At 73.6% G+C, this 26,477-nt stretch carries 25 protein-coding genes; 11 read left to right on the top strand and 14 right to left on the bottom strand.

Annotation, left to right across the window (positions count from 1 at the left end; genetic code table 11):
• Nucleotides 1–387 precede the first annotated feature (387 nt).
• Nucleotides 388–1,368: a hypothetical protein gene (locus tag ACH45N_RS12160; protein ID WP_397394090.1), complete on the top strand. Its 981-nt coding sequence runs from the start codon at nt 388–390 to the stop codon at nt 1,366–1,368.
• A gap of 31 nt (nt 1,369–1,399) precedes the next feature.
• On the opposite strand, the gene ACH45N_RS12155 is transcribed toward ACH45N_RS12160, so the two are convergent.
• The gene (locus ACH45N_RS12155) at nt 1,400–1,882 is read right to left on the bottom strand and encodes a hypothetical protein (protein ID WP_397394088.1); all 483 of its coding nucleotides are present in this window, start codon (nt 1,880–1,882) and stop codon (nt 1,400–1,402) included.
• A 179-nt stretch (nt 1,883–2,061) separates the two neighbouring features.
• Here ACH45N_RS12155 and ACH45N_RS12150 point away from each other — a divergent pair, with 179 nt between their 5' ends.
• The gene (locus tag ACH45N_RS12150; RefSeq protein ID WP_397394086.1) at nt 2,062–2,334 is read left to right on the top strand and encodes an SHOCT domain-containing protein; all 273 of its coding nucleotides are present in this window, start codon (nt 2,062–2,064) and stop codon (nt 2,332–2,334) included.
• Nucleotides 2,335–2,386: 52 nt separating this feature from the next.
• Here the strand turns inward: ACH45N_RS12150 and ACH45N_RS12145 are convergent, their stop codons facing one another.
• Together ACH45N_RS12145 and ACH45N_RS12140 are read right to left on the bottom strand one after the other, a co-directional pair.
• The gene (locus ACH45N_RS12145) at nt 2,387–3,376 is read right to left on the bottom strand and encodes a zinc-binding alcohol dehydrogenase family protein (protein WP_397394084.1); all 990 of its coding nucleotides are present in this window, start codon (nt 3,374–3,376) and stop codon (nt 2,387–2,389) included.
• Nucleotides 3,377–3,455: 79 nt separating this feature from the next.
• Nucleotides 3,456–4,082, bottom strand: a complete 627-nt coding sequence (locus tag ACH45N_RS12140; RefSeq protein ID WP_397394082.1) for a TetR/AcrR family transcriptional regulator — start codon at nt 4,080–4,082, stop codon at nt 3,456–3,458.
• 71 nt (nt 4,083–4,153) lie between these two features.
• Here ACH45N_RS12140 and ACH45N_RS12135 point away from each other — a divergent pair, with 71 nt between their 5' ends.
• The gene (locus ACH45N_RS12135; RefSeq protein WP_397394080.1) at nt 4,154–4,954 is read left to right on the top strand and encodes an SDR family NAD(P)-dependent oxidoreductase; all 801 of its coding nucleotides are present in this window, start codon (nt 4,154–4,156) and stop codon (nt 4,952–4,954) included.
• A gap of 67 nt (nt 4,955–5,021) precedes the next feature.
• On the opposite strand, the gene ACH45N_RS12130 is transcribed toward ACH45N_RS12135, so the two are convergent.
• On the bottom strand, nt 5,022–6,698 hold the full coding sequence (locus ACH45N_RS12130; RefSeq protein ID WP_397394078.1) for an alpha/beta hydrolase: 1,677 nt from the start codon (nt 6,696–6,698) through the stop codon (nt 5,022–5,024).
• A gap of 230 nt (nt 6,699–6,928) precedes the next feature.
• Between ACH45N_RS12130 and ACH45N_RS12125 the strand changes: the two genes are divergently transcribed.
• Nucleotides 6,929–7,810 carry a PhzF family phenazine biosynthesis protein gene (locus tag ACH45N_RS12125; protein ID WP_397394076.1) on the top strand — a complete coding sequence of 294 codons (882 nt, stop codon included), beginning with the start codon at nt 6,929–6,931 and terminating at the stop codon, nt 7,808–7,810.
• A gap of 18 nt (nt 7,811–7,828) precedes the next feature.
• Here ACH45N_RS12125 and ACH45N_RS12120 read toward each other — a convergent pair whose 3' ends face one another.
• From ACH45N_RS12120 to ACH45N_RS12080, 9 genes are all read right to left on the bottom strand, one after another.
• On the bottom strand, nt 7,829–8,785 hold the full coding sequence (locus ACH45N_RS12120; RefSeq protein ID WP_397394074.1) for an NAD(P)-dependent alcohol dehydrogenase: 957 nt from the start codon (nt 8,783–8,785) through the stop codon (nt 7,829–7,831).
• A gap of 249 nt (nt 8,786–9,034) precedes the next feature.
• Nucleotides 9,035–10,369, bottom strand: a complete 1,335-nt coding sequence (locus tag ACH45N_RS12115) for an MFS transporter (protein WP_397394072.1) — start codon at nt 10,367–10,369, stop codon at nt 9,035–9,037.
• Between the two features lie 73 nt (nt 10,370–10,442).
• Nucleotides 10,443–11,192, bottom strand: coding sequence for an aspartate/glutamate racemase family protein (locus tag ACH45N_RS12110; protein ID WP_397394070.1), 750 nt, complete (start codon nt 11,190–11,192; stop codon nt 10,443–10,445).
• Nucleotides 11,189–12,397, bottom strand: a complete 1,209-nt coding sequence (locus tag ACH45N_RS12105) for an amidohydrolase (RefSeq protein ID WP_397394068.1) — start codon at nt 12,395–12,397, stop codon at nt 11,189–11,191. The genes ACH45N_RS12110 and ACH45N_RS12105 overlap by 4 nt, the downstream gene beginning before the upstream one ends.
• Nucleotides 12,398–12,429: 32 nt before the next feature.
• Nucleotides 12,430–13,950 carry an ABC transporter substrate-binding protein gene (locus ACH45N_RS12100; RefSeq protein ID WP_397394066.1) on the bottom strand — a complete coding sequence of 507 codons (1,521 nt, stop codon included), beginning with the start codon at nt 13,948–13,950 and terminating at the stop codon, nt 12,430–12,432.
• 24 nt (nt 13,951–13,974) lie between these two features.
• Nucleotides 13,975–14,778, bottom strand: coding sequence for an ATP-binding cassette domain-containing protein (locus ACH45N_RS12095; protein WP_397394064.1), 804 nt, complete (start codon nt 14,776–14,778; stop codon nt 13,975–13,977).
• On the bottom strand, nt 14,775–15,794 hold the full coding sequence (locus ACH45N_RS12090) for an ABC transporter ATP-binding protein (RefSeq protein WP_397394062.1): 1,020 nt from the start codon (nt 15,792–15,794) through the stop codon (nt 14,775–14,777). The genes ACH45N_RS12095 and ACH45N_RS12090 overlap by 4 nt, the downstream gene beginning before the upstream one ends.
• A 7-nt stretch (nt 15,795–15,801) precedes the next feature.
• Nucleotides 15,802–16,653: an ABC transporter permease gene (locus tag ACH45N_RS12085; protein WP_397394060.1), complete on the bottom strand. Its 852-nt coding sequence runs from the start codon at nt 16,651–16,653 to the stop codon at nt 15,802–15,804.
• Nucleotides 16,650–17,570: an ABC transporter permease gene (locus tag ACH45N_RS12080; protein ID WP_397394058.1), complete on the bottom strand. Its 921-nt coding sequence runs from the start codon at nt 17,568–17,570 to the stop codon at nt 16,650–16,652. Before ACH45N_RS12080 ends, ACH45N_RS12085 begins: the two co-directional genes overlap by 4 nt.
• A gap of 276 nt (nt 17,571–17,846) precedes the next feature.
• Here ACH45N_RS12080 and ACH45N_RS12075 point away from each other — a divergent pair, with 276 nt between their 5' ends.
• The 7 genes from ACH45N_RS12075 (at nt 17,847) to ACH45N_RS12045 (ending at nt 25,172) form a co-directional block, all read left to right on the top strand.
• Nucleotides 17,847–18,848, top strand: coding sequence for an ornithine cyclodeaminase family protein (locus ACH45N_RS12075; RefSeq protein ID WP_397394056.1), 1,002 nt, complete (start codon nt 17,847–17,849; stop codon nt 18,846–18,848).
• 51 nt (nt 18,849–18,899) lie between these two features.
• Nucleotides 18,900–19,562, top strand: coding sequence for a GntR family transcriptional regulator (locus ACH45N_RS12070; RefSeq protein ID WP_397394054.1), 663 nt, complete (start codon nt 18,900–18,902; stop codon nt 19,560–19,562).
• A gap of 76 nt (nt 19,563–19,638) precedes the next feature.
• Entirely contained in the window at nt 19,639–20,670 is a 1,032-nt protein-coding gene (locus ACH45N_RS12065; protein WP_397394052.1) for an ATP-binding cassette domain-containing protein, read from the top strand.
• On the top strand, nt 20,667–21,476 hold the full coding sequence (locus tag ACH45N_RS12060) for an ABC transporter permease (RefSeq protein ID WP_397394050.1): 810 nt from the start codon (nt 20,667–20,669) through the stop codon (nt 21,474–21,476). The genes ACH45N_RS12065 and ACH45N_RS12060 overlap by 4 nt, the downstream gene beginning before the upstream one ends.
• Before the next feature lie 102 nt (nt 21,477–21,578).
• Complete coding sequence (locus ACH45N_RS12055; protein ID WP_397394048.1) at nt 21,579–22,850, top strand: prolyl oligopeptidase family serine peptidase; 1,272 nt, start codon at nt 21,579–21,581, stop codon at nt 22,848–22,850.
• A gap of 43 nt (nt 22,851–22,893) precedes the next feature.
• Nucleotides 22,894–24,474 carry an FAD-dependent monooxygenase gene (locus ACH45N_RS12050; RefSeq protein WP_397394046.1) on the top strand — a complete coding sequence of 527 codons (1,581 nt, stop codon included), beginning with the start codon at nt 22,894–22,896 and terminating at the stop codon, nt 24,472–24,474.
• An 86-nt stretch (nt 24,475–24,560) separates the two neighbouring features.
• On the top strand, nt 24,561–25,172 hold the full coding sequence (locus ACH45N_RS12045; RefSeq protein ID WP_397394044.1) for a TetR/AcrR family transcriptional regulator: 612 nt from the start codon (nt 24,561–24,563) through the stop codon (nt 25,170–25,172).
• Nucleotides 25,173–25,176: 4 nt separating this feature from the next.
• Here ACH45N_RS12045 and ACH45N_RS12040 read toward each other — a convergent pair whose 3' ends face one another.
• Nucleotides 25,177–26,424, bottom strand: coding sequence for a sensor histidine kinase (locus tag ACH45N_RS12040; protein WP_397394042.1), 1,248 nt, complete (start codon nt 26,422–26,424; stop codon nt 25,177–25,179).
• Between the last annotated feature and the right edge of the window lie 53 nt (nt 26,425–26,477).

Raw genomic sequence — 26,477 nt, 5'->3', positions numbered from 1 at the left:
GGCAGCGTAACCGCGAGCGCCCCGGTCGAGAGCCCGGACACCGCCGGGCGCCCGGTCGCCCTCATCAAGTACCGGGCCGGGTTCGGGGCCGCTGCTGGCGACCGGTCTCGGCGTACCCGATAATGGTCAGCGGCCGACGGCGCGGCGGTACGGGTGCGGATGACATCGGTTCTCTCCCCGGGGCCGGAAATCGGTGCGGCCGCGCCGCTACGAGGCACGCGTGGCCGGGCCGTGGCCCCGAGGTGAACGCCGCCCGGGTTGATAGGTCGCATGATCACCTTGACCCTCGGACCGCGCACGCACGAGATTCGACCCCGAACGGCCCGAGCGGTATCCGCGCCGCCGCGCACTGGAGCGCGGCGACCGCCTGGCCTGAGCGGAGTCACCATGGATTCGGACCGAAAGCTCGTGCTCGACCGGCGCAGCCTGCTCGTGGGCTCGGCGGTGCTCGGCTCGGCGGCCGCCCTCGGCGTCGCCGCGCCGCCCCGCGCGGCCGCGGCGATCCCGGGCTTCCCCACCTTCAGCCGGGTCGGCGCGGCCCTGGACAAGTCGGCCCTGGCCTACAACCCGACGGGCGAGCTCATCTTCCCGTCGGTCCGCAACGTCGCGGGCCGGGTCCAGAACCCGCTGGGCAGCTGGTACATGTACTACGCGCCGCACGATGCGCCCGGCGGGATCTGCCTGGCCTACGCCGACTCCCTGGACGGCCCGTGGCGGGAGTACCCGGGCAACCCGGTGATCTCCCGCACCTGGTCACCGCACTACTCGGTGAGCCACGTGTCCAGCCCGCACGCCGTCTGGAACGCTGCGGACGGCCGCCTCTACCTGTACTTCCACGGGGAGAACACCACCACCCGCGTGGCCTCCTCGGCCGACGGGCGCAGCTTCACCTACGAGGGCACGGTGCTGACCACGGCGATGCTGCCCAGAGACGTCACCGAGACGTCGTACGCGCGGGTGTTCCCGCACCCCACGAAGTCCGACACGCAGATCATGCTGTTCATGGGCATGCAGGCCGGGACCCGCAAGATCTTCATCGGCTGGTCCACCCGGCTCACCTCGGGCTGGCAGTTCAAGCCCGAACCGCTGATCTCCCCGGCCGCGGGCGAGGGCGGGCAGCTCTCCGGCGCGCACTACTGGTCGCGCAACGGGGGCGGGCACGTGGTCTACCACGGCGGTTCCGGCAGCATCCACGTGGCCGACGTCGGCACGAGCTTCGACCGCGAGAACCACCTGGGTGTGCTCTACACGGAGCCGCAGGCCACGCGGGCCGCGGCGCCGAGCTTCGCCGAGGAGGGCGGCCGGCTGTACATGTTCTACGAGGCCGGCCAGCGCGGGAACACCAACATCGCGGTGGCCCGCGCCTAGGACGGCACCCGGGCCGGTTGAGCCCCGGCGCTCAGCCGGCCCGGGCGGGTTCGGCGGCCGCCCACCGTTCGGCCCGCAGCAGGAGGAACATCGGCGGGAGCATGAGCAGCACCCACGCGAGCTCCGTCCACCCGAAGAGCCACAGGGCGAGGTAGAAGACGATCACGCACCAGTACGCGAACCGGGTCAGCCGGCCGCCGCACATCGCGAGCACCCCGACCACCGCCTCGAACGCCGCCAGCAGGCCGATGAACAGGACCTGGTCGGGCGCCACGACCTGGTGCCACGTGTCGGTCACCCAGCCGAAGAGGGCCGGGTCCGCGAAGTCGGCGTAGTCGACGCCGGTGACGAGGTTGACCAGGTGCACCACCGCGCCGCCCAGGAGGAACAGGACGCCGACGGCGCCCCGCCCCACGTACCGCGCCACCGCGCTCCGGTACGCCAGCAGGCCGGCGACGACGGTCGCGACCCCGCACGTCACCCACAGGATGATCACGAGCATCTCGTCCTGCACGGCCCTCACCTCCGCCGGGCCCGTGCTGCGCCGTGCCCGTCCTGCGCTCCTGCGCCCAGTCTCCGCCGGTCGCCGCGGGCGGGCACGAGCCGAAGGTCCCGCCACCCGGCGGCATTGGTCCCTGGCCGGCCGGCATCCCCCGGGTGAAGGATCGAGACAGAGAGACGGAGGCGAGCACGATGATGTACTACGGGACCTACGGGATGGGCCTGTGGGGCATGCTGTTCATGCTGGTCGGCAGCGTGCTGCTCTGGGGACTGGTCGTGGGCGGGGCGGTGCTGCTGGCCCACTACCTGCGCAGCCCGGGCCCCCCGGCGCGGCCGGCGGGCGAGGACCCGACGGCCCGGCACCTGCTGGCCCAGCGCTTCGCCCGGGGCGAGATCGACGAGAACGAGTACCACCGGCGGCTGAGCGTCCTGGACGCCACCCCGCCGCGGCCGCCAGGTCGCTGAGCCCGTCAGTCGAGCCCGTCAGTCGAGCGAGCCCGTCAGTCGAGCGAGCCCGTCAGTCGAGCACGACGACGAGGGAGCCCGAGGCCCGGCCGGACCGGAGGTCCGCGAGCGCCGCGCCGGTCTCGCCGAACGAGTAGCGCGTCACGGTCGGGACGATCCCGAGCGCGTCCGCCAGCCGCAGGAGGGCCGCGCCGTCGGCCCGGGTGTTGGCGGTGACCGTCCGCAGGTCGCGCTCCCGGAACAGGTTCTCGGTGTAGGACATCGCGGGGATCTCGCTCATGTGGATGCCGGCCAGGACGACGGTGCCGCCCCGCTCGGTGGCCTGCAGCGCGCACGGGACCAGGGTGCCGGCGGGGGCGAAGACGATGGCCGCGTCGAGCCGCGTGGGTGGTACGGCCGTCGCTCCGCCCACGAACTCGGCCCCGGCCCGGCGGGCGAGCTCCCGGTTCGCCGTGCCACGGGTCATGACGGACAGCCGCGCGCCGCCCGCCACTGCCAGCCGGGCGGTGAGGTGGGCGCTGGACCCGAACCCGTAGATGCCGAGCATGCCGCCGGGCGGCAGGTTGGCCCGGGTCAGCGCCCGGTAGCCGATGATCCCTGCGCACAGCAGCGGCGCGACCGCGCCGGGATCCTGACCGGTGGTCAGGCGGTAGGCGTAGGCCTCGGGCACGGTGGTGTGCTCGGCGAACCCGCCGTGCGCGTCCCACCCGGTGTAGCGGGAGCCGGGGCAGAGGTTCTCCCGCCCCTCGCGGCACCACCGGCAGGTGCCGCAGGTGCTGCGGAGCCAGGCGATGCCGACCCGGTCGCCCCGGCCGAGCTGCCGGACGGCGGCCCCGGCGTCCTCCACCACGCCCACCACCTGGTGTCCTGGCACCACGTGCGGCAGGTGTACGGGGAGCTCGCGGTCGATCACGTGGAGGTCGGTCCGGCACACGCCGCACGCCTCGACACGCACCAGCACCTCGTCGGGTCCTGGCCGGGGCAGGGGGAGCTCGTGCAGCCTCAGGCTGCCCGCCGTGTCCCCCGTGGTCCAGGCCCGCATGGCGCCAGGGTCTCCCGCACGCGCCGCGTGGTGCCAGGGCCCAATGTCCCGGCGTCCCGGGACGGACGGCAGGGACCGCTCAGGACCCGGCGACAGGTTCGGTGCCGGGCCCCGCGGCGGGTTCGACGCCGGTCTCGACGACGACCGAGAGCATCGCGGTGACCTGCTCGGCGAGCAGCGCCGGCGGCGCGTCCCGCAGCGCAGGTGTGGTGAGGACCGTGCGCATCAGCCAGACGCCGGCCAGGAGCGCGAGGCCGAGCTCGGCCCGCTCGTCGGCGTCCGGCCCCTGGAGCGCGCCGGCGAAGCGGGCGCCGACGTGCCGCTCGATGCCGGCGCGGACGATCTCGGCGGCCCGCGGGTTGGCGGCCGAGCGGAGCATCAGCTCGAAGGGGCCGAGGTGCTCGGCGCCGGGTCCGGTCCGCTCGACCAGCGCCTCGGCCGTGGCGCGGGCCAGGTCGGCGGGGCGCCCGGGGTCGGCCGGGACCATCGTCGCCGGCTCGAAGGCGGCCTCGACGACCTCCGTGAACAGCCCCTCCTTGGACCCGAAGTAGCGGTTCACCAGCATCGCCGTGACGCCGGCGTCGGCGGCGATCTCCCGGACGCCCACGCCGTCGTACCCGCGGCGGGTGAACGCGACGAGGGCGGACGACAGGATCGCCTGGCGGGTGGCGGCGGCGTTGCGGGTGCGTGCGGGGCTCGTGTCCATGCGCCAAGTCTACGTGTGTATACTCGAAGCGTAAGTCTACGAGCGTAGACATACGGGGAAGGAACGAACTCATGGATCTGCACCTCGCAGAACGACGCGCACTGGTCACCGGCTCGACGTCGGGCCTGGGCGAGGCGACCGCCCGGATGCTCGCGGCAGAGGGTGCGGCCGTCGTCGTGCACGGCCGCGACGCCGGACGGGCCCGCGCGATCGCGGACGACATCGTCCGCGGCGGAGGCCGCGCGTCCGTCGCGATCGGCGACCTGACCACGAACGAGGGGGCCGACGCCGTCGCCGAGGCCGCCCTCGCGGGCGGGCCGGTCGACGTGCTGGTCAACAACGCGGGCGCCTACGAGCACCTGAGCTGGGCGGACGCGACGTCGGAGGCCTGGGCGGTCACCTACGACCAGAACGTGATCTCCGGCGTCCGGATGATCCAGCGCCTCGTCCCCGCGATGCGGGAGCGGGGCTGGGGCCGCGTCATCACGATCGGCGGCGGGCTCGGCGGCCAGCCGATGAACAGCCACCCGCAGTACAACGCCACCCTGGCGGCCCGGCACAACCTCGCCGTCTCGCTCGCCCGCGAGCTCCGGGGCACCGGCGTCACCTCGAACGTGGTGGCCCCCGGGGCGATCCTCGTCCCGGCCGTGCGGGAGCTGCTGACCGGCATCGCCGGGGCGCGCGGCTGGGGCGAGACCTGGCCGGAGATCGAGGCGGCCTCGGTGCGCGAGCTCGTGCCGAACGACACCGACCGGTTCGGCCGCCCCGACGAGATCGCCGGCGCCGTCGCCTACCTGTGCGGACCGCTGGCCGACTACATCAGTGGCGCGTCCCTGCGCGTCGACGGCGGGACCGTCCGCAGCGTGCAGTGAGCACGTGCGGTGGACGACGCGGGGCCCGCAGCGCACGGCTGCGGGCCCCGCGTCGTCTACCGCGACCTCAGCCGGCCCGGCACGACACGTCCCGCTTCGGCAGGGTGCCGTCCACGAGGAACTTCGTGGTGGTCTCCAGGCCACAGGCGTTGTCGTGCAGCACGTAGGCGCCGTGCCCGCTGCTGTCGACGGTCACCAGGCGCGACCGGTCGCCGAACTGCTCCCGTGCGAGCCGGCCGCCCCGCAGCGGGGTGGCCGGGTCCCGCTCGTTCTGCACGATCAGGATGTTCCGCTTGCCCTCCTGCGAGATCTCCGCCTGCTCGACGGGCTCGTACGGCCAGTAGGCGCAGGGCGTGATGTTGGCCCCCGCGGCACCGAACATGGGGAACTCCGCCCGGTCCGCGGCCGCGGTGTCCTTGTAGTGCTGCACGTCCTCGGCCCAGTCGGAGTCGTTGCAGCTCACCGAGAGGAACACCGTCAGGGCGTTGTCGAACTCCCAGGGCTCCTCGGCCTGCACACCCGGCAGCGCGCCGGTCGGCACGACCGCCGCCAGCTGCTCCGCCACCGCCTCGGTGTCGTCGGCCAGGACGGACTCCCAGAGCTCGGCGATCTTGGAGTACCCCGCCGGGCTGTAGAGGTACCCGAACGTGCCCATCCGGAAGATCACGCCGTCCACCCCGAGCACCGGGTGCTCCTCGAGCCGCTCGGCGAGCTCGAAGAAGGTGGCCCGCACCTGGGCCGGCGTCCGGCCGAACCCGTAGGTGCCGTGCCGCTTGGCGGCCCACTTCGCGAAGTCGGGGAACGTCTCCTCCATCCCCGGACCCCACAGGCGCAGGACGTCCTGGTTCAGGTGCGTGTCACCGATGTTGCTGTCCAGCACCACGCGGTCGGCCCGCTCGGGGAACATCGCGTCGTAGGTGGCGCCCAACCCGCTGCCGTACGAGTAGCCCAGGTAGCTGGCCGTCTCCTCGCCCAGCGCGGCCCGGATCTGGTCCAGGTCGCGCGCCGTGTTGGGCGTGTTCAGGTGCTGGATCAGCTCGGCGTCGGGCGACGCGGCGCACTGCTCCGCGACGTCCTGGACGATCTTCGCCTGCGCGTCCACCGCGGCGTCGTCCACCGCGTACGGCGGGAGGTTGCCGAAGTGCGGGGTCTCCGCGGTGAACCCGCAGCGTGCCGCCGTCGAGTGCCCGATGCCGCGGGTGTCCATCGCGATGATGTCGTAGGTGTCCCGCACGCCCTTGGGCAGGCCCTTGGAGGCCAGCACCGTGGACAGCGTGAGGCCCGAACCCGACGGGCCGCCCGGGTTCAGCAGCAGGATCCCGCGCCGCTTCTCCGGGTTGGTGCTGGCCATCCGGGAGATCATGAGGTCGATCTGCCGCCCGTCGGGCGCGGCGTAGTCCAGGGGCACCTGTACGGTCGCGCACTCCAGCACGTACGGGACGGCCGCCTTCGCGACGTCGGCGGGGCAGGCCTCCCACTCGGCCGGCGCCGGGGTGGGCGCCGGCGCCGTGGCAGCCGTCGCCGTCACCACCGCCGACGCCGACGGCTCCTCGGCCACGGCGGGCAGGCCCGCGGCGGCGCTCACCGAGGCCGTCAGGCCGACGGCCAGCAGCACGGCGATCCCACGCCGCGCTCTGCCGCTCGGCGGCCGGAGCCGTCGGACGCCGCGGGTGTCGCTCGGGTCGGGTACGGGCGCGGCAGACCCGTCATCGGTCGGGGACGGCTTCGCGTGGTGGGGCATCATGACCTTTCCTCCTGCGGAGCGGCTTCACCTCCGGGAGCAGCCGTCCGTGCAGGTCGACCAGCCCCCGAGGTCGGTCCAGCCAGTCTCCGGGCGGTCCCGGCACGCAGCACAGTGACGGGGCGTCACCCGCTCCTGGGAAGATGTCACCCGCGACCCGTGACTTGTGTCACGGGGGCCGGGCACGCCCTAGCATGTGGCCACCGACCGTCGTCGCCGACAAGGAGCCCTTCGTGGACGTCCCGTTCTACTGGGTGGACGTGTTCGCGGCCACGCCGCTGACCGGCAACCCCCTCGCCCTCGTCCCCGACGCCGACGCCCTGCCGGAGCGCACGATGGGCGCGATCGCCCGAGAGCTCAACCAGTCCGAGACGACGTTCCTGGTGCGGCCCGACCGCCCCGGCGCCGACCACCGGCTGCGCTCGTTCACCCCGGGCAGCGTCGAGGTCTTCGGCGCCGGGCACAATGCGATGGGCGCCTGGATCTGGCTGGCGCTGTCCGGCCGGCTGGAGGCGGACCGGGACACGTTCGTCCAGCAGATCGGCGCCGACCTGCTGAACGTGCGGGTGTCCGGACGGCCGCCGTCGGCCGTCGAGGTCACGATGGAGCAGTCCGCCCCGCGGTTCCTGCGCCGCGTCGAGGACCGGGCCGCGCTGGCCGCCGTCCTGGGCCTGGGCACCGAGGACCTCGACGCCGAGCGGGTCGCCGAGGTGGTCTCCACCGGCGCGGAGCACCTGCTCGTGCCCCTGCGGAGCGCCACGGCGGTCGACGCCGCCCAGCCGGACACGGCCGGGTTGCGCGCCCTGCTGGCCGACGCCGGGGCCGAGGGCTGCTACCTCTACACGGTGGCCGACGGCACGGCCGGAGTCAGCGCCTACACCCGGTTCTTCAACCCGACCGTGGGCATCGCCGAGGACCCGGCGACGGGCACCGCCGCCGGTCCCCTGGCCGCCGTCCTGGTCCGCGACGGGCTCGCGGCCGACCCCGCGCGGATCGTCGTCGAGCAGGGGCGCAAGCTCGGTCGCCCCAGCCTCGTCACGCTCGGCGTCGACGGGCCGCTGGTGACGATCAGCGGCTCCGGGATCGTCGTGGCCGAGGGGACGCTGCACCTCTGAGCCGCGGACCGGGGCCCGTCAGGGCACCTCGACCACGAGCTTGCCCAGGTTGTCCCCCGCCGCCAGCCGCGCGAACGCGGCGGGCGCCTCCTCCAGCGGGCAGACGGCGTCGATCGCGGGCACGACGGCGCCGTCGGCCACCAGGGCGGTGACCTCCTCCAGGTCCGCGCGCGACTGGGGCACCATCAGCACGCCCACCCGCTTGCCGGTGGCGCTGCGGAGCACGGGCGCGGCGGCGAACGTCGCCAGCAGCACGCGCGTTCGGCCGCCGACCATGAGGTAGGAGCCGCCCGTCCGGAGCGCCGCGTGCACCCGGTACGGCGAGCGGGAGGCGACCAGGTCCACCACCCGGTCGTACCGGTCGCGCTGGTCGGCCCAGTCGCAGCGCTCGTACGCGATGGTGTCGTCGGCGCCGAGCCGGAGCAGGTGGCCGGCCTTGTCCCCGCGGTCCACGGCCGTGACCCGGGCACCGACGTGCTTGGCCAGGCCGATCACGAACGCTCCGCCCGCGCCGCCCGCCCCGTTGACCAGGAGCCGGTCGCCCTTGTGCAGGCCCCGGGTGGCCCGCAGCGCGATGCACCCGGCCTGCGGGATCGCCGCGGCGTCCACGAAGGAGAGGGCGGCCGGCTTGCGGGCGAGCAGCCCCGGCGACGTCGCGACGTACTCCGCGAGCCCGCCGCGGTAGCCTGCCAGCTCCCCGAACACGTCCTCGCCCGGGGCGAACGCGGTGACGGAGCGGCCCACCGCGACGACGGTCCCGGCCACGTCCGACCCGGGCACCGGGTTGCGCGGCCGGCGCAGCCCGCCCACGCGAGCGTACGCGGGGCGGCCCACGAGGTTCTCGCGGTCCGACCCGTTCAGCGAGACCGCCCGGACGCGGACCAGGACCTCGTCGTCCGCCGGGACAGGATCGGGGAGGTCGCCCACCTCCACCACGTCGGCGCTGCCGTACCGGTCCTGGATGACGGCCCGCACGATGCCCTCCTGTCACGTGGTCGAGGGCCACCAAGGTAGCGGCGCGGGACGTCCGGCGCAGGTGGTCCGGGACGGGTTCACCCGGGTGGTTCGCCGGCCCTGCGGTCCGCTGCATCCTGGCAGTGGCCGCCGTCGAGGTTGCGCACGTCGGAGCCGGGATGGGTCGGCAGCCGTGTGGCCGCGCTGACCCACCTGGCAGTGCACGACGACGGGGCCGTCGGCCGTCTCGACGGTGCCGCGCGCGTGCTGTCAGGCGGTCACACCCTGTGCCGTCCGCAGCTCGTGCAGGCGCGAGCCGTCGGTGCTGATGTGCGCGGTGGCGGTCGCGACCGCCCCGATCACGCAGATCACCGCGCAGTACAGGACCACGGGCCAGATCTGCCCGCCCACCAGCGCGACCAGCGCGGTGCAGATGAAGGGCGCGAGCCCGCCGCCGAGCGTGTTGGAGATCTGGTAGCCGATGTTCACGCCGGTCGTGCGGGCCTCGGGGTCGAACATCTCGGCCAGCATCGTCTGGAGCGTGGCCTGCATGGCCACGCCGGGGATCACGAAGCCGAGGATCATCCCCGCCCAGATCAGCACGAGGTTGCTCGTGCCGAACAGCAGGAATGTGGGCCAGACCAGCAGCGCGAAGCCGATGCAGCCCCCGATGTACACCCGTCGGCGGCCGATCCGGTCGGACAGGGCGCCGTACGCCGGGGCGACGAACACCTGGAGGATCCCCACGATCATCGTCCCGGCGAACCCCTGCCAGGCGGGGACGTGGTTCTGGCTGACCAGGTAGGCGATGCCGAACGTGAGCACCACGTACCCGGCGATGCTCTGCGGCAGGCCGATGAGGATGCCCATGATCGCGTTCCTCGGGTGCCGGAAGACCTCGGCGATCGGGTTGCTGCGTACCCCGGCGTCGGCCTGCGCCCGCCGGGTGTCCTTGAACTCCTCGGACTCCTCCAGCTTGCTGCGCAGCACGACGGCGACGATGGCGAGCACGAGGCCGAGCACGAACGGGATGCGCCAGCCCCACGTCAGGAACCACGACTCCGGGCCGAGACCGAGGCCGGCCATCAGCCCCGCGGACGCGACGTTCGCGATGCCGGCGCCGCTGATGAGGAACGCGCCGTACATGCCGCGTCTCCCGAGGGGCGCGTGCTCGACCACCAGCGTGGCGGCGCCGCCCATCTCGCCGCCCACGAAGAAGCCCTGGCACATGCGGAAGAAGATCAGCAGCAGGGGCGCGGCGATGCCGATGGACGACTCCGCCGGGATCAGGCCGATCCCCGCGGTGGCGATGCCCATGCCGACGACCGTGATCAGCAGCGTCACCTTGCGGCCGAGGCGGTCGCCGATGGGCCCGAACACCAGGCCGCCCACGGGGCGCAGGAAGAAGCCGACCGCGAACGTCGCGAACGACGAGAGCTGCGCGACGATCGGGTCCTCGCCCGTGAAGAACACCGCGGGGAAGATCGCGGCCGAGGCCAGGCCGTACAGGTAGTAGTCGTAGTACTCCATGAGCGTGCCGATCGCGCCGCCGGCGATCGTGCGCTTCTGCGTACCGCTCAGTGGTGCTGGTGCCGTCCCTGCCACGGGGTACCTCCGGGTCGTCGGGTGAAATACCGGGGTGAAATGGTGCGATTATGGCGATCCCCGGACCCGGCGTCTATGCCCCGGGCCGCCGCCCCACCCATGCCTTCGCCGGGTCGGGCCGGCGGTACGGCCCTGCGGTGCTCGTCGTCTTGCCCAGCGCGACGAGGGATTCCGCGAGCCGCACCGCGCTGGTCACGCTGTCGAGCACCGGCACGCCGAGGCGTCGCTCCAGCTCGACGTCGAGCCCCGCGAAGCCGGCGCAGCCCAGCACCAGGGCGTCCGCGCCCGCGGCAACGAGCCGGGCGCCCGCGGACTCCAGGGCCCGGCCGGTCCCGGCGACGTCGCCGATGTCGAGCACGGCGACGTCGGCCGCGACCACGCCCGCGCACCGCCCGAGCACCCCGGCGGTGCGCAGGGAGTCCTCGATGCCGGGCACGGCGGTGGCCACCGTCGTCACCACGCCGAACCGGTGGGCGACGAGGCACGCGAGGAAGGCGGAGGCCTCGGTGATGTCGACGACCGGCACCTCGATCGCCTGCCGCAGGCCCTCCCGGCCGTGCTCGCCGTAGCCGGCCATGATCACGGCGTCGTACGGGTCCGGGTGGGCGAGCACGGCGTCCAGCACCGCGAGCGCCGTCACGTAGCTCTCGAAGTAGCCCTCGGCGGAGGCGGGGCCCCAGGACGGCGTGAGGCCGACGACGGTGGTGCCGGGCGAGGCGGCGCCCGCGGCGACCGCGGCGATCGCCTCGGTCATGGCGCGCGTGGTGTTGCAGTTGACGACCAGGAGCGTCGGGCCCGGCGGGCCCGCGGGGGGCGCGGTCACACGAGCTCGCCGTCGGCGGCCACGACGCGGCCGGCGTGGATCACCGTGCGCCCGGGGAGGCGGTCCATGACCGCCGACGACGGCGTCTCGCCGCGCAGGATCACGAGGTCGGCCGGGTCGCCGACGGCGATCCCGGGGTGGTGGCCGACGCCGGTGAGCCGCGGCGTCCGCACGTCGATGACGGACGCCCCGCCCCAGGTGGCGACGGCGAGGCCGAGCTCGATGAGGTCGTCGCGCGACCAGCCCTGCGAGTGGGCGAGCAGCCAGGCGCGCTCCAGCATGTCGGCGTTGCCCCACGGGGACCAGTAGTCGCGCTGGCCGTCCATGCCGAGGCCCACGCGTACGCCCGCGGTGACCAGACGTTCGAGGGGCAGCTCGAGGCGTCCGCCGGGGGCGATGGTGGTGATCGCGACGTCCAGCTCGGCGAGCTCGTCGATCGTCCGCTCCACGGCCGGGAGCCCGGAGCCCAGGGCGAACGCGTGCGAGACGGTCACGCGGCCCTGCATGCCGAGCGCGCGCACGCGCTCGGTGACCAGGCTCATCGAGAAGAGGCCGAGCTCGCCGGGCTCGTGCAGGTGGAGGTCGATCCCCTTCTGGTGGCGTTCGGCGAGCTCGAACACCGTGTCGAGGTGGCGCCGCGGGTCGCGGTCGATCTCGCAGGGGTCGATGCCGCCCACGAGGTCGCCGCCGGCGCGCAGCGCCTCGTCCATCAGCTCGGGCACGCCGGGTTCGAGGTGGATGCCGACCTGCGGGAACACGACGATCTCGACCGACGCCGACGCGGAGTGCGCCGCGCGCGCGGCGAGCACGCCCTCGAACTTCTCCAGCTTGGAGTCGGCGTCGACCTGGGCGTGCGAGCGCACGCGGGTGGCGCCCAGGGCGATCATGCGGCGGAGCGTCTCGGTGGCCCGGTCGGCCACGGGTGCCTCGGCCGTGCGCCAGTGCGCGCGGTCGTTCATGATCCGGTCCCACCGGGTGGGGCCCGCGGTCAGCGGGCGGAACGGCAGGCCGAGGCGCGTGGAGTCGAGGTGCACGTGCACGTCGGAGAAGGACGGCACGAGGATGCCGTCGTCGCCGGTGACCTCGGCCTCGCCGGCGGCGGCCGTGCCCGCCGGGACGACCTCACTGACGAGGCCGTCGGCGAGCACGACGTCGGCGGGGGCGCCGCCCCACGGGCGGACGGAACGGATGACGGTGCGGGGCATGGGGTTCCTCCGGGGTGACGGTTCGGGAGGTGTCACTGCTGCGCGAAGGTGACGTCCTTGAGCACGTACTCGCCGTCCACGCGGGGCTCCCAGGTGATGTCGGGGCTCACCGCGTAGTCGGCCATCGGGGTGTAGAGCGGGATGAGGTAGGCGTTGTCCCAGTTCACCTCGGAGAGCTCGGCGAACACGGCCTCGCGCTCGGCGCCGTCGACCGTCCGCTGCTCCTCGACCAGTGCCTGCGTCTCGGGCGACCTGGCGTAGTCGTTCTGGCCGCCCGCGAAGAAGTTCGTGGCGGGCATGTCGGCGTCCATCGTGGTGGGCGCCCACGTGTTGAGGAACAGGCCCTCCATGTTCACGGTGCCGTAGATCTTGTTCGACAGGCTGGCCTGGTCCATGCCGACGAGCTCGACCGTGATGCCGACGGCGTCGAGGTAGCCGGCGATCGCCTGCGCCACCTCGGAGCTGAGCGGGATGCGGCCGTCGGTCGCGTACTCGAAGGGGATCGCCTCGCCGTCGTACGAGGACTGCGCGAGCAGCTCCTTCGCGGCCTCGGGGTCGAAGCCGGGGGCCTCGGCGTCCGCCGCGTGGCCGGTGACGTTCGGCGCGACGGGCTGGTCGTTGGCGACGGCCCGGCCGCCGAGGGCCTGCGCCACGAGCTCCTCCTTGTCGATCGCGAGCTGGATCGCGCGGCGCACGAGCGGGTCCTTGAGCGCGCCCTTCGTGGAGTTGGTACCGAGGAAGATCACGCCGTTCGACTCCCGCGACGCGACCTCGGCGCCCGAGCCGTCGAGGGCCGAGACCTGGTTGGGCGAGACGAGCGCGACGTCCAGGCTGCCCGCGATGACGCCGTTCAGGCGCGCCTCCTCGTCGGCCACCGTCTGGAAGGTGAGGGTGTCCACCTCCGGGGCGCCGCCCCAGTAGTCGTCGTTGCCCTCCAGCACGTACTCGACGCCGCGCGTCCAGCTCACGTAGGTGAATGGGCCCGAGCCCACCGGCGCCTCGACGAAGCCCTCCGGCCCGAGCTCGGTGTAGACGTCCTCGGGCACGATCGAGACCGCGGTGGTGATCGACGGCCAGGGCGAGAACGGGGAGCTGAGCGTGAACACGACGGTCGTGTCGTCCGTCGCCTCCGCAGACTCGAGCATGCCCATGTAGCCGCGGATGTCGGAGTCGGGCGTGGCGAGCACCTGGTTGTAGCTGAACGCGACGTCCTCGGCGGTGAGGGGTTCGCCGTTGTGGAAGACGACGTCGTCCCGCAGCGTGAACGTCCACTCGGTGAAGTCGTCGTTCGGCGTCCAGGCGGTGGCCACGGACGGCTCGATCTCGCCGTCGGCATTGAGCGTGGTGAGCTGGTCGTAGAGGTTGTAGTAGTAGTTGAAGCCGGCCAGCGAGCCCTCCACGAGCGGGTCGGGCTGCCGCTCGGGCTCGGTGACGGCGCCGACCGTGAGGTCGTGCGAGACGGCGGTGGAGCCGCTGTCGGCGGAGCAGCCGCTCAGGGCGAGGGCGGCCACGACGGCGATCGCGGCGGCGGGTCGGGTGCGGTGTCGGAGCATGATCTGTTCCTTACGGTTCGGGAGTCAGGGGCGGGGCGGCGCGCCGGGGCGCAGGTAGGGGTCCGGGTGCGGGATCGACGCCAGGAGGGACGCGGTGTACGGGTGCCGCGGCGCGTCGAAGATCTGGTCGCGGTCGCCGGTCTCGACGATGCGGCCCTGCCGCATCACCGCCACCCGGTCGGACAGGTGCCGCACGACGGCGAGGTCGTGGGCGATGAACAGGTACGACAGGCCGAGCCGCTCCTGGAGGTCCATGAGCAGGTTCACCACCTGCGCCTGCACGGAGACGTCGAGCGCGGAGACGGGCTCGTCGAGCACGAGGATCTCGGGGCGCAGCGCGAGCGCCCGGGCGATGCCGATGCGCTGCCGCTGGCCGCCGGAGAACTGCGCCGGACGGCGGTGCTGCACGTCGGCGTCGAGGCCCACCTCGGCCAGCAGCTCCACGACCCGCTCCGGCTCGTACCGGCCGGCGATGCGCAGCGGTTCCGCGACGATGTCGTGCACGCGCATGCGCGGGTCGAGCGACGAGTACGGGTCCTGGAAGACGAGCTGGACGCTGCTGAGCACCCGGCGGCGCGCCGCGGGCGCGAGCCCCTGCATGCGCTGCCCGAGGATCGAGACCGATCCCGACGCCGGGGTGTTGAGCCCGAACACCGTGCGCACGAGGGTGGACTTGCCGCAGCCCGACTCCCCCACCAGACCGAGCGTCTCGCCGCGGCCGAGCGTGAGGCTCACGCCGTCCACGGCGTGCACCACGCTGCGGCCGCGCAGGCCGCGCCGGGAGGTGAACCGCACGTGCAGGTCGTCGATCTCGAGCACGGGGCTCATGCGGTCACCGCCCGGGCGAACTCGCGCGTGCGGTCGGCGTGGTGGCACGCGGACTCGTGCGTGCCGTCGTCCGCCGTCGGCCGCAGCTCCGGGCGCGTCGTGCCGCACAGCTCGGACCGGGCCGGGAGCTCGCAGCGGGTCGCGAACGCGCACCCGGGCGGGCGCCTCGTCGGCGCGGGCGGCGACCCGGGGATGGCGTAGGCACGCGACCCGGCCCGCTCGGCCGACAGCAGGCTGCCGAGCAGCCCGGCGGTGTACGGGTGGTGCGCCTCGTCGAAGACGGTCCACACGCTGCCGCGCTCGACGATCCGGCCGGCGTACATGATGCAGATCTCGTCGGCGACCTGCGCCACGAGGCCGAGGTCGTGCGTGATGAGCACCATCGCGGCGCCCGCCGTCGCCCGCGCGTCGGCGAGCACATCCATGATCTGCGCCTGGATGGTCACGTCGAGCGCGGTGGTCGGCTCGTCGGCGATGAGCAGCGCGGGCCGGTTCGCCATGGCCATCGCGATCACGGCGCGCTGGCGCATGCCGCCCGACCACTGGTGCGGGTAGCTCCGGGCGCGTTCGGCGGGGTCGGGCACGCCCACCTCGGTGAGCAGCTCCTCGACCCGGGCCAGCACCTGGGCACGTGGCGTGCGCGGGTGGTGGGCACGGACGGCGCGGGCGATCTGCGCGCCGACCCGCTTGACCGGGTTGAGCGCCGTCATCGGGTCCTGGAAGACCATCGCGAGCTCGTTGCCGCGCAGCGCCCGTAGCTCGCGCTCGGGCAGCGTGAGCAGGTCGCGGCCGCGGAACCGCACGGTGCCCGAGAACACCTCGAGCCCCTCGGGCAGCAGGCCGAGCACGGCGGCCATCGTCAGGCTCTTGCCCGACCCGGACTCCCCGACCAGGCAGAGCACCCGCCCTTCGTGCACGGTGAAGCCGACGCCGTCGACGAGGCGCACCTCGGCGCCGTCGGCGTCGCGGTAGCCGACGGACAGGTCGTCGACGCGGAGCAGCACGGGCGTGGTCATGTGGTCCTCACTTCCGTCGCCGGGCCGAGCGCAGGTCGCGCTCCGCCGTGAATCGCTGGCTGATCAGGTTGGTGCCGATCACGACCAGGAAGATCGCGATGCCGGGCACCACCGAGAGGTACGGGGCCTGCCGGATGTACTTCTGGCCCTCGCTGATGAGCAGGCCCCAGCTCGGCACGGGCGGCTGCACCCCGAGGCCGAGGTAGTCGAACGAGCTGGTCAGCAGCAGCACGGCCCCGATGTCGCTGGACGCGAGGATGAGCATCTGCACCGCGACCCCCGGGGCGATGTGCCGGCTGATCGTCCAGGTGCCGGAGGCGCCCTGGATGCGCGGGACGAGCACGAAGTCGCGGTCGCGCAGCGTCATGGCCGTGCCACGCGCCACGCGGGCATAGCCCACCCAGTAGGTGGCCGCGAGCGTGCCGACCATGAGCCACACGCTCGGGCCCACGGCCGCCGACAGCGCGATGAGCACGAGGATCACGGGCATCGCGAGCTGTACGTCGGCCCAGCCCATGAGCACGTTGTCGAGGCGGCCACCGTGGTAGCCGGCGAGCAGGCCGACGACCATGCCGATGATCGCGTTGACGACCACCACCAGCAGCACGATGCCGAGCGAGACGAGCCCGCCGAGGGCCAGGCGGCTCGCCAGGTCGCGGCCGAGCATGTCGGTGCCGAGCGGGTGCGCGGCGTCGGCCAGCGGCGGCACGAACGCGCGCGACAGGTCCTGCGCGTACGGCGCGTAGAGCGGCAGGAACGGGGTGACCACGCAGAAGAGCACGACGGCGGCCACGAGCGCGACGCCCGTGCGCTCCAGCGGGGTGAGGCGGGCGGTGACCTGGGCGGTGTGCGTCGTCATGCGCGCCTCACTCTCGGGTCGATGAGCGCGCTCGCGGCGTCGACCAGCAGGTTGGACAGGATGAACAGGCCGGCGACGACGATCAGCCCCGACTGCACGACCGGGAAGTCGCGCGAGTAGACGGCGCTGAGCATGAGCTGGCCCATGCCCGGCCAGGCGAAGACGTTCTCGACGATCACCAGCCCGCCGAGGAACGAGCCCAGGTTGATCGCGGCGATGGTCAGCACCGGCAGGGACGCGTTGGGCAGCAGCTCGCCCACCACCACGCGGAACCGGTTCTCGCCGCGGGCCACCGCCGTGCGCGCGTAGTCGAGCCGCCCCTGCTCGGACAGGGAGTTGTCGAGCAGCCGGGTGTAGACCACGAACTGGCCGGTGGCGATGGTCAGCGCCGGCATGACGATCGCCAGCGGGTCGCGGTTGCCGAGCGAGGGCAGCCAGCCCAGCGTCACCGAGAACACGAGCACGAGCAGCAGCCCGAAGAAGAAGTCGGGGATCGCCTGCCGCGCCGAGCCGAGGCCCAGGAACGTGGTGCGCAGCGTGCGGCTGCGCGCGAGGTGCGTGGTGATCGTCGCGGCGAACGCCAGCACGAGCCCGAGCGCGAGCCCGATCGCGCCGAGGCCGAGCGACGCGGGCAGCCGCTCCAGCACGAGGTCCATCGACGAGACCCCGGCCTGACGGTACGAGTCGCCGAAGTCGCCGCCGAGGATGCCGCGCAGGTACTCGACGTACTGCACCGGCAGCGGCTGGTCGAAGCCGAGCCGCGTGTTCAGCTCGTCGATCTGCTCCCGGGTCGCGTTCTCGGTCAGGAGCAGCGCGGCGGGGCTGCCGCTGAGGCGGCCGAGCAGGAAGGCCACGGTGACGACCACGAAGATCGTCGCGAGCGCCTGCAGCGTTCGGGTGACGAGAAATCTCGCCATGGAGCACTCACCCCCTTCGAGGTTGTTCGAAGTGATCTGTATACAGATTGGGCCGAGTTTGTTTCATCTGCGTATCGGTCGGTTTCGGGTGAGTGAAACCTCCGGAGGGGGTTCGAAGGGCTTGTGACCTCGGAGAATCCCTGGAATTATGCGAGAGTTTCCGGCCCTTCGGCGTGCGGGAGACTGGCTGTGCGGGCGCGCGAACCGGGCCGGCAGAGATCAGGCTCGGCCGAGGGTTGGGCTATCTGGGATACAGAAACGAGTTCAGGAGGTCGCATGACCACACGCGTGCTCACGTCGGAGCAAGTGGAAGGACTGGTGGAGCCGGCAGGGCTCCTCGCCTCGCTCGACCAGGCGCACCGCTGGCTCGCGGCCGGGCTGGCGGTCCAGCCCGCCCCCCACGCCCTCCGGGCGCCGGACGACCGCACCGCGGACGGGCCGGCGGTCGTGCCCATGACCTCGTTCGCCCCGGAGCTCGGGCTGTTCGCGATCAAGGTGCTCGCCGACCGCCCCCGCAACCGGGCCGCCGGGCTGCCCGCGCAGCGCTCCACGATCTCGGTCTACTCGGCCGAGACCGGCGAGTGCGTCGGCCTCCTCGACGGGCGCGCCGTCACCCGGCTGCGCACCGCCGCCGTCACCGCGCTCGCCACCCGCGCGCTGGCCCGGCCCGGCGCCGGCACCGTCGCCCTGCTCGGGGCGGGGGCGCTCGCCCGCGAGCACGCCCTCGCGCTGGCCCAGGTGCTCGACCTCGACGAGGTGCGCGTGTGGTCCCGCTCGGCGACCCGCGGCGCCGAGCTCGCCGACTCGCTCCAGGCGGCCGGCCTGCCCGCCGTCTCGACCGTCGACGCGCGCGCCGCCGTCGACGGGGCCGACGTGGTCTGCACGCTCACCCCGGCAGAGGCGCCGATCCTGCGGGCCGGCTGGCTCTCCCCCGGCACCCACGTGAACGCCGTCGGCTCGCCGCCGCGGCCCGAGTTCTCGGAGGTGCCGCCCGAGGTCTTCGCCCGCGCCGCCGTCACCGTCGTCGACGCACGGGCCGTGGCGCTCACCGACTCGGGCAACGTCCGCAACGCGATCGCGGCGGGCGCGCTGCGGGAGGCCGACCTCGTGGAGCTCGGCGAGGTGTTGGTCGGCCATGCCCCGGGGCGCACGGACGCATCCGGCGTCACGGTGTTCAACTCCGTCGGGATCGGGCTGCAGGACCTCGCCGCCGCCGACCACGTGCTGCGGCGGGCGGCGCAGGCCGAGGCTGGGACGATGGTGCGCACACGGGCGTGAGCCCATCCCCACCGCAGCCCGTCCCCACCCCTGTCCTGGAGGAGCCGCCCCATGACCGAACCACAGCCCGGGCTCGGCGAGCCGCTGTCGGCGCAGATGTACCAGACGCTGCGCCGCGGCATCATCCTGGGCGACTACCCGCAGGGGTCCGCGCTCAAGGAGGCCCGCCTCGCCGACGAGCTCGACGTGTCGCGCATCCCCATCCGCGCGGCGATCCCGCACCTGGAGAACGAGGGGTTCCTGACGACGGCGCCGCGGCGCAGCGCCCGCGTCACGACCTGGACCGGGCGCGCCGTCAACGAGCTGTTCGACGTGCGCCTGTCGATCGAGTCGCTGGCCGCCCGCCAGGCGGCCACGGCGGTGCGCGAGGGGGCGAGCACGGCCGCGCTCACCGCGTCCCTCGACCTCGCGCACGCGGCCGTGGCCGGCGGCGACCGCCTGGAGATCGCCGAGGCGCACACGACGTACCACGAGCGGGTCGTGGAGCTGGCCGGCAACGAGCTGCTGGCCTCGATCATGCGCGGCGTGCTGGGGCGCATGACGTGGCTGTTCTACCTCACCGCGGAGCGCGACCCGGCCGGGCAGTCGCACGAGCACGACGAGCTGCTGGAGGTCATCGCGTCCGGCAACGACCGCCTCGCCGAGTCGATCGCTTTCGCGCACATCGAGAAGGGGCGGGCGCCCTCGCTGGGGATCCTGCTGCACGGCGAGTGAGGCCCGTTTCGGGCGGCGCCGAACCGGATTGAGGGACCGGCGGAGCGGTGCGACAGTGGCACGAAGGAGGGAGCGTATGACCGACACGCTCGCTGTCGAGGCGCGAGGCCTCGTCAAGCACTTCACCAGCCGCAAGTCCGTCACCAAGGCCGTCGACGGGATCGACCTCTCGATCGCCGAGGGCAGCGTCTTCGGCCTGCTGGGCCCGAACGGCGCGGGCAAGACCACCGTGGTCCGGATGCTCGCCACCCTGCTGCGACCCGACGCCGGCACCGCGACCGTGCTGGGCCACGACGTGGTGCGCGACGCCGACGCCGTCCGCTCCGCCGTCGGCCTGACCGGGCAGTACGCGTCCGTGGACGAGGACCTGACCGGCACCGAGAACCTGCTCATGCTCGCCCGGCTCTACGGCTTCACGCCGGCCGCCGCCCGGCGGCGCGTGGCGGGTCTGCTGGAGGCGTTCGACCTGGCCGACGCCGGGTCCCGGCAGGTCAAGACCTACTCCGGCGGCATGCACCGGCGCATCGACCTCGCCGCGTCGCTCGTGCTCGCCCCGCGCGTGCTGTTCCTGGACGAGCCGACCACCGGCCTGGACCCGCGCAGCCGCAACCAGGTGTGGGACATCGTGCGCGTGCTCGTGGACGACGGCGCCACCGTGCTGCTCACCACCCAGTACCTCGACGAGGCCGACCAGCTCGCGGACCGCATCGCCGTCGTCGACCACGGGCTCACCGTCGCCGAGGGCACTGCCAGCGACCTCAAGCGGTCGGTCGGCGAGGGCGCCGTGCACCTGCGCGTCGCCGAGGTGTCCGAGCGCGCACGGGCCGCCGAGATCACGGAGCGCGTCCTGCGCACCGAGGCCACGTTCGGCTCCGACCCGCACACCATCGCCGCGCGCGTGCCCGACGACGGCGCCGACGCCGTCCCCCGGCTGCTGCCCGCGCTGGCCGAGGCCGGGATCAGCGTGCCCGAGTTCACGCTGGGCCAGCCGAGCCTGGACGAGGTGTTCCTCGCCCTGACCGGCCAGCCCCTGCCCGACGATGAGGCGTCCACCGACGGAACTCCCGCCGAACCGGGCGCGCGCAGCACCACGGAGGTGTCCCGATGACCACGACCACCCTCCGCGAGGCCGTCGCCCTGACGGACCGCCCCTCCCGCCCGTCCGCGATGGGGACCACGCTGACGTTCGGCTGGCGCGCGCTGCTGAAGATCAAGCACGTGCCCGAGCAGCTCTTCGACGTGCTGGTCTCCCCCGTCATCTTCACCCTGATGTTCACGTACCTGTTCGGCGGGGCCCTGGCCGGCTCGACGCAGGCGTACGTCCAGTTCCTGCTGCCCGGCATCCTCGTGCAGACCATCCTGTTCGTGACGATCTACACCGGCTACACGCTCAACAACGACATCTCCAAGGGCGTCTTCGACCGGTTCCGGTCGCTGCCCATCTGGCGGCCGTCACCCGTCGTCGGCGCGCTGCTGGGCGACACCGTGCGCTACACGATCGCCTCGGTCATCACCATCTCGCTCGGCCTGCTGCTCGGCTTCCGGCCCGACGGCGGGTTCCTGGGCGTGGTGCTCGGGGTGCTGCTCCTGCTGGTGTTCGCCTTCGCGCTGAGCTGGACCTTCATCATCCTGGGGCTGCTGGTGCGCTCGCCCAACGCCGTGATGGGCATCTCGATGCTGGTGCTCATGCCGCTCACGTTCGCCTCCAACGTCTTCGTGGACCCCGCCACCATGCCGTCGGGCCTGCGCGCGTTCGTCGAGGTCAACCCCGTGAGCCACCTGGTCACCGCGGTGCGCGGCCTGATGGCGGGCAGCGCCGACACCTCCGAGATCATGTGGGTGCTCATCGCGTCCGCCGCGCTCACGGCGGTGCTGGGCCCGATCGCGATGCACATCTACCGCACCAAGTCCTGACTCGTTGACGTGCGCGGACACCGGTAACTAGCCTCCGGGATGGCCGGTGGTGTGCTCCACGGCGACTGCCGGCTCCTTGGCCCCGAACAAAGGAGTTCCGCCATGAGCACCCCGATCTCCCGCCGCACCGTCCTCGTCTCCGGCGCCGCCGTCGGCGCCTCCGCCCTACTGGGCGCGCCCGTCGCCGCCGCGAGCGCCCCGGTCTCCACGGGGCGCGGTCACAAGGACGCCCTGGTGACGCCCGTCGCCGAGGTGCTCGACGGCGGCGAGCAGGTGACCTCGCTCGTCGTGTCCTCGCCCCGGCTCGGCCGCGTGGAGCGGTCGTCGCTGACGGCGTCGACGTTCACGGTGCACGTCACCGCGACCAACCCGCTGACCGGGCTGGTCGCCTACGAGCAGGACCGGGTGGTCACCGCCGCGGGCTGGACGCGCCGCGGCGAGATCCTCCTGGAGCTGGAGCACGGGTGGGGGGTCGGCGGCGGCAGCACGCTGCAGTACCTGGGCGCGTACGGCCGCAACGTGGTCCTCGACCTCGACCACGCCGTGACGCAGGTCGAGCCGCTGCGGGCCCGGGGCGGGGGCGGGGCGGTCGTGCTGGACTCGTTCCGCCAGGGCCGCGTGTCCGACCCGGAGGTCGACGCGTTCGGCTACCACGCGACCGCGTCGGGCCTGAACTACCGGCTGTTCGCCCCGTCGCGGCGGCGCGGCCGGGACCGCGCGGCGCTCGTCGTCTGGCTGCACGGCGGCGGCGAGGGCGGCCTGATCAACGACCAGTACCACTACTACGACAACGAGACGCAGCTGCGGGCCAACCGGGGCGCGCTCGGTTTCGCCACGCCGGAGGCCCAGGAGATCTTCGGCGGCGCCTACGTGCTCGCGCCGCAGGCGACGTCGGCCTGGATGCAGGACGGCGACGGCTTCGCGCCGCTCGTCCTGGAGGCGATCGAGGAGGTCGCCGCGGCGCACCGGATCGACCCGAGCCGGGTCCACGTCGTGGGCTGCTCGAACGGCGGGTACATGTCGCTGAAGATGGTCGCCGAGTACGGGGACGTGTTCGCGACCTCCGCGCCGATCTGCTGCGGCATCGGCCCCCGCGACGGCTCGGGCACCTACTTCATCTCCGACGCCGAGCTCGCCGCGACGACCACGCCGACGTGGCTCGTGGCCTCGGCCGACGACACCACGCTGAACGCCCAGGCGAACACCGTGTACGCCCACGAGCGGATCGACGGCTCGATCATGAGCCTGTACGAGAACGTCACGTGGGACGGGAACACCTATCCCGGGCACTGGTCGTGGATCTACGTGGCCCGGAACGACCCGCACCACGACGGCACGAGCATCTGGGAGTGGATGGCGTCCACGCGGCGCTGACACCTGATTGACGAGTGGGCGTGCGCCCACTAATAATGGGCACATGGTCACTATCGGGTCGTCGCACGACGAGCTGCCCAGGGAAACCGCAGGACCGACCGAGGTCCTCGTCGTCGGCGCGGGGCCCGTGGGCCTCGCGCTGGCGTGCGACCTCGCCCGCCGCGGCGTCGGCGTGCGGATCATCGACCGCGCCGCCACCCACCCGGTCGGGACCCGCGCCCGCGGCGTCCGGGCCCGCACGCAAGAGGTGTTCGAGGACCTCGGCGTGCTCGGCCGCCTGACCGAGCACGCCGAGGCCCCGACCCCCACCCGCTTCTACGACACGGCCGGGAACGTGGTGCGCGAGGCCGTGCTGTACGACGCTCCCCCGGTGCCGGGAGCGCCCTACCCCGGCAGCCTGATGGTCGGCCAGCAGCACACCGAGGCGGCGCTGCGCGAGCGCCTCGCCGCGCTCGGCACCCGGGTGGAGCTCGGCACGGAGCTCGTCGCGCTCGACCAGGACGGCGCCGGGGTGACGGCGTCCGTCCTGGTGGACGGGCGCGTCGACGGAGCCCGGCAGGAGATCCGCGCGCGGTACCTGGTCGGCTGCGACGGCGGCGGCAGCACCGTGCGCAAGCGGGCGGGGATCAGCTTCCTGGGCGAGACGTGGGACCGGCAGCGGATGCTGTTCGGCAACCTCGCCGTCGACGGGCTGGACGACTCGGTGGCGCACATGTGGGCCCAGGGCCCCGACGGGATGCTGACCCTGTCGCCGATGCCGCGGAGCGGTACGTGGTTCTTCACCGCGCCGCTGCCCGCGGACGACGACCAGGAGGCGTCCGCCGCGTCGGTGGAGACCTTCGCCGAGATCTTCGCGCAGCGGGTCGGGCTGCCCGGGGTGCGGTTCCACGACCCTGTCTACCTCTCGGTGTACCAGGCCAACATCCGGATGGTGGACCGGTACCGGGAGGGCCGGGTGCTCCTGGCGGGCGACGCCGCCCACGTGCACACGCCCGCCGGCGGCCAGGGGATGAACACGGGCGTGCAGGACGCGTACAACCTGGGCTGGAAGCTCGCCCGGGTGCTGCGCGGCGCACCCGAGGCGCTGCTGGACACCTATGAGGAGGAGCGCCTGCCGGTCGCCGAGCACGTGCTGGCCTCGACCACCGCCCGGGGCAGGTCCTGGGCCGGCACCGACACCGCGCGCGTGTCGGAGCGCATGGTCGGCGCGTTCCAGGGCCGGGACCCGTTCAGCGACGTCAGCCAGCTCGGTGTGACCTACCGGGGCAGCAGCCTGGCTCGCGACCTGGACGAGGCGCTGGGCGTCCGCGCCGGCGACCGCGCCCCGGACGCCCGGGTCGTCGACCCGGCGACCGGGGACAGCGTGCGGCTCTTCGACCTGTTCCGCGGCACGCACCTCACCCTGCTGGTGTTCGGCTCCCGGCCGGTGCCCCCGGTGGACGACGGCGCGTACGGCGAGGTGCACGTGCACCGGATCCCGCCCGGCGGGGAGGCGCACGACCTCTACGGGGTCGATCGCGACGGCCTGGTGCTGGTGCGCCCGGACGGCTACGTCGCCCTCGCGGGAGGCGACTGGGACGACCGCACGGTGTCCGACTACCTCGGACGCCTGAGCGGCAGCTAGATCGCCGGGCGGTGCCGGCGATACAGTGACCCCGCGCCCACACCCCGTGGTCGAACCCGCCGCGACAGCCGCCCGGAGGTGGACCCATGCCGACCGGTGTCGCACTGCCGGACGCCCGCGCGCAGCTCTTCGCCGCCGTGGAGCGGGTCCTCGTGCGGGACGGCGCCGGCGGGCTGACCAGCCGCTCGGTGACGGAGGAGGCGGGGGTCGCCAAGGGCGTGCTCTACCGGCACTTCGCGGACTTCGACGACTTCCTGGCCGGGCTCGTGCGCAGCCGCGTCGCGCAGGTCGAGGCCGACCTCGGCGCGCTGACCGACGACACCGGCCCGGACGCCGGTCCGGCCACGCTCGTCGACGGCCTGTCCGAGGCGCTGACCCGCATCTTCACGCCGGTGAACCTGCGGCTCGTGAGCGTCGTGATCGCCCGCGACGACCTCCGCGCCCGGCTGCGGGCGGCGGGCACGCCCGGCATCCCGCTCCTCACCGAGGCAGGCACGTCCCTCAGGGCCTACCTGGAGGCCGAGCAGCGCCGCGGCCGGATCACGGCGGGGGCCGACGTCGCCACGCTCGCGCTCACCCTGATCGGTACCGGCCACCTGCTGTTCGCCGGCGAGATCGGCGCGCCGCCCGACGCCGCCGCCCTCCGGGAGGTCGTCGAGGCGATCACGGCCGGCGTGGAGCCGGGCGTCGGGCCCTGAGCGATCAGCCGGCGCCGTCGGCGTCCGCGCCGTCGGCCGGCACGGTGACGACCACCGTGAACGTCTCGTCCCCGCGCCGCACGTCGAGCGCGCCGCCCGCCTCCGCCGCCCGACGCGCGATCCCGTCCAGCCCCGCGCCGGACCGGTCCTCCGCGACTCCCCCGTCGTCGACGGCGGCGCCGACGTCGTTCGAGATCTCGTAGCGCCACACCCCGTCCGCCCGCGTGAGGCTGAGACGGGCCCGTCGCCCGTCGCCGTGGCGCAGCACGTTCGTCGTCGTCTCCCGGATCACCGGCCCCAGGGCGGTGGCCGGGGCCGACGCCGCGTCCGGGTCGACCGTCGCCTCGGCGTCCGTGCCCGCGGCGCGCAGCAGGTCCACGGCGTTGGCGAGCTCGTCGGGCAGCGGGACGGAGCGGAAGCGGGTGGCCAGGTCGCGCGTGCCCTGCCGGGCTGCGTCCACGCTGACGCGCGCGGCGCGCAGCTGCTCCTGGCCCGCCTCGGGGTCGTGCGGCATGAGCCGCTCGGAGAGCTCGAGCTGGAGCGCGATCACCTGGAGGTGGTGCCCCTGCAGGTCGTGCACGTCGGTGGCGACCCGCAGCCGCTCCTGCGTCGCGGCGAGCCGCGCCTCCGATGCCCGGGCGCGGTCGAGCGCGACCAGCACGTCCCACCACCACAGCGACGACACGGTGACGGCCGGCAGCGCGGCGCCCAGGAAGACCAGCTGGGCCCAGCCCGCACCACCCGTCTCCTCCAGGACGACGGCGGAGTCGATCAGGGCCAGCGCCACAAGGAGGGCGGTCGCGGCCAGCACCACGCGGAACCGCACGCCCGGCGGCCAGTTCAGCAGCATCGCCGCCTGGATCACGGGCAGCGCGCCCAGCACCCACAGGTCGGTGACGAGGCCGACGGCGAGGCCGTAGGCCAGGCCGATCAGCAGCGCCGGGAGGTGGCGTCGCCAGACCAGCAGGGGCGCGGCGGCGGTCCGGCGGCGGTAGTCGGCCACGGGGACGAGCGTGGCCAGCCACCACAGCAGCCCTCCGACAGCGACGGCGGCGACCTCGAGGGCGCCCACGTCGTCCCGGACGAGGGTGTCCACCGAGACGACGACGATGATCAGCTCGAAGGCCACGATCGCGACCGCCATGTACCACCACGTCGCGGACACGCTCCGGGTCAGCCGCACCTCGGCGGCCGCCGACGCCGCCGTCACGGCGCCCGCCGACGCGGCCGCGTACCCGGGCTGGATGCTCATCGCGCCAGGCTACGGGCATGACACATGTCATGGACCGGGCCTGCGCTCGGCGT

The sequence above is a fragment of the Promicromonospora sp. NPDC019610 genome (assembly GCF_044389365.1).
In the GTDB taxonomy this organism is placed as follows: Bacteria; Actinomycetota; Actinomycetes; order Actinomycetales; family Cellulomonadaceae; genus Promicromonospora.
This window is presented reverse-complemented; position numbering and strand designations above follow the sequence as displayed.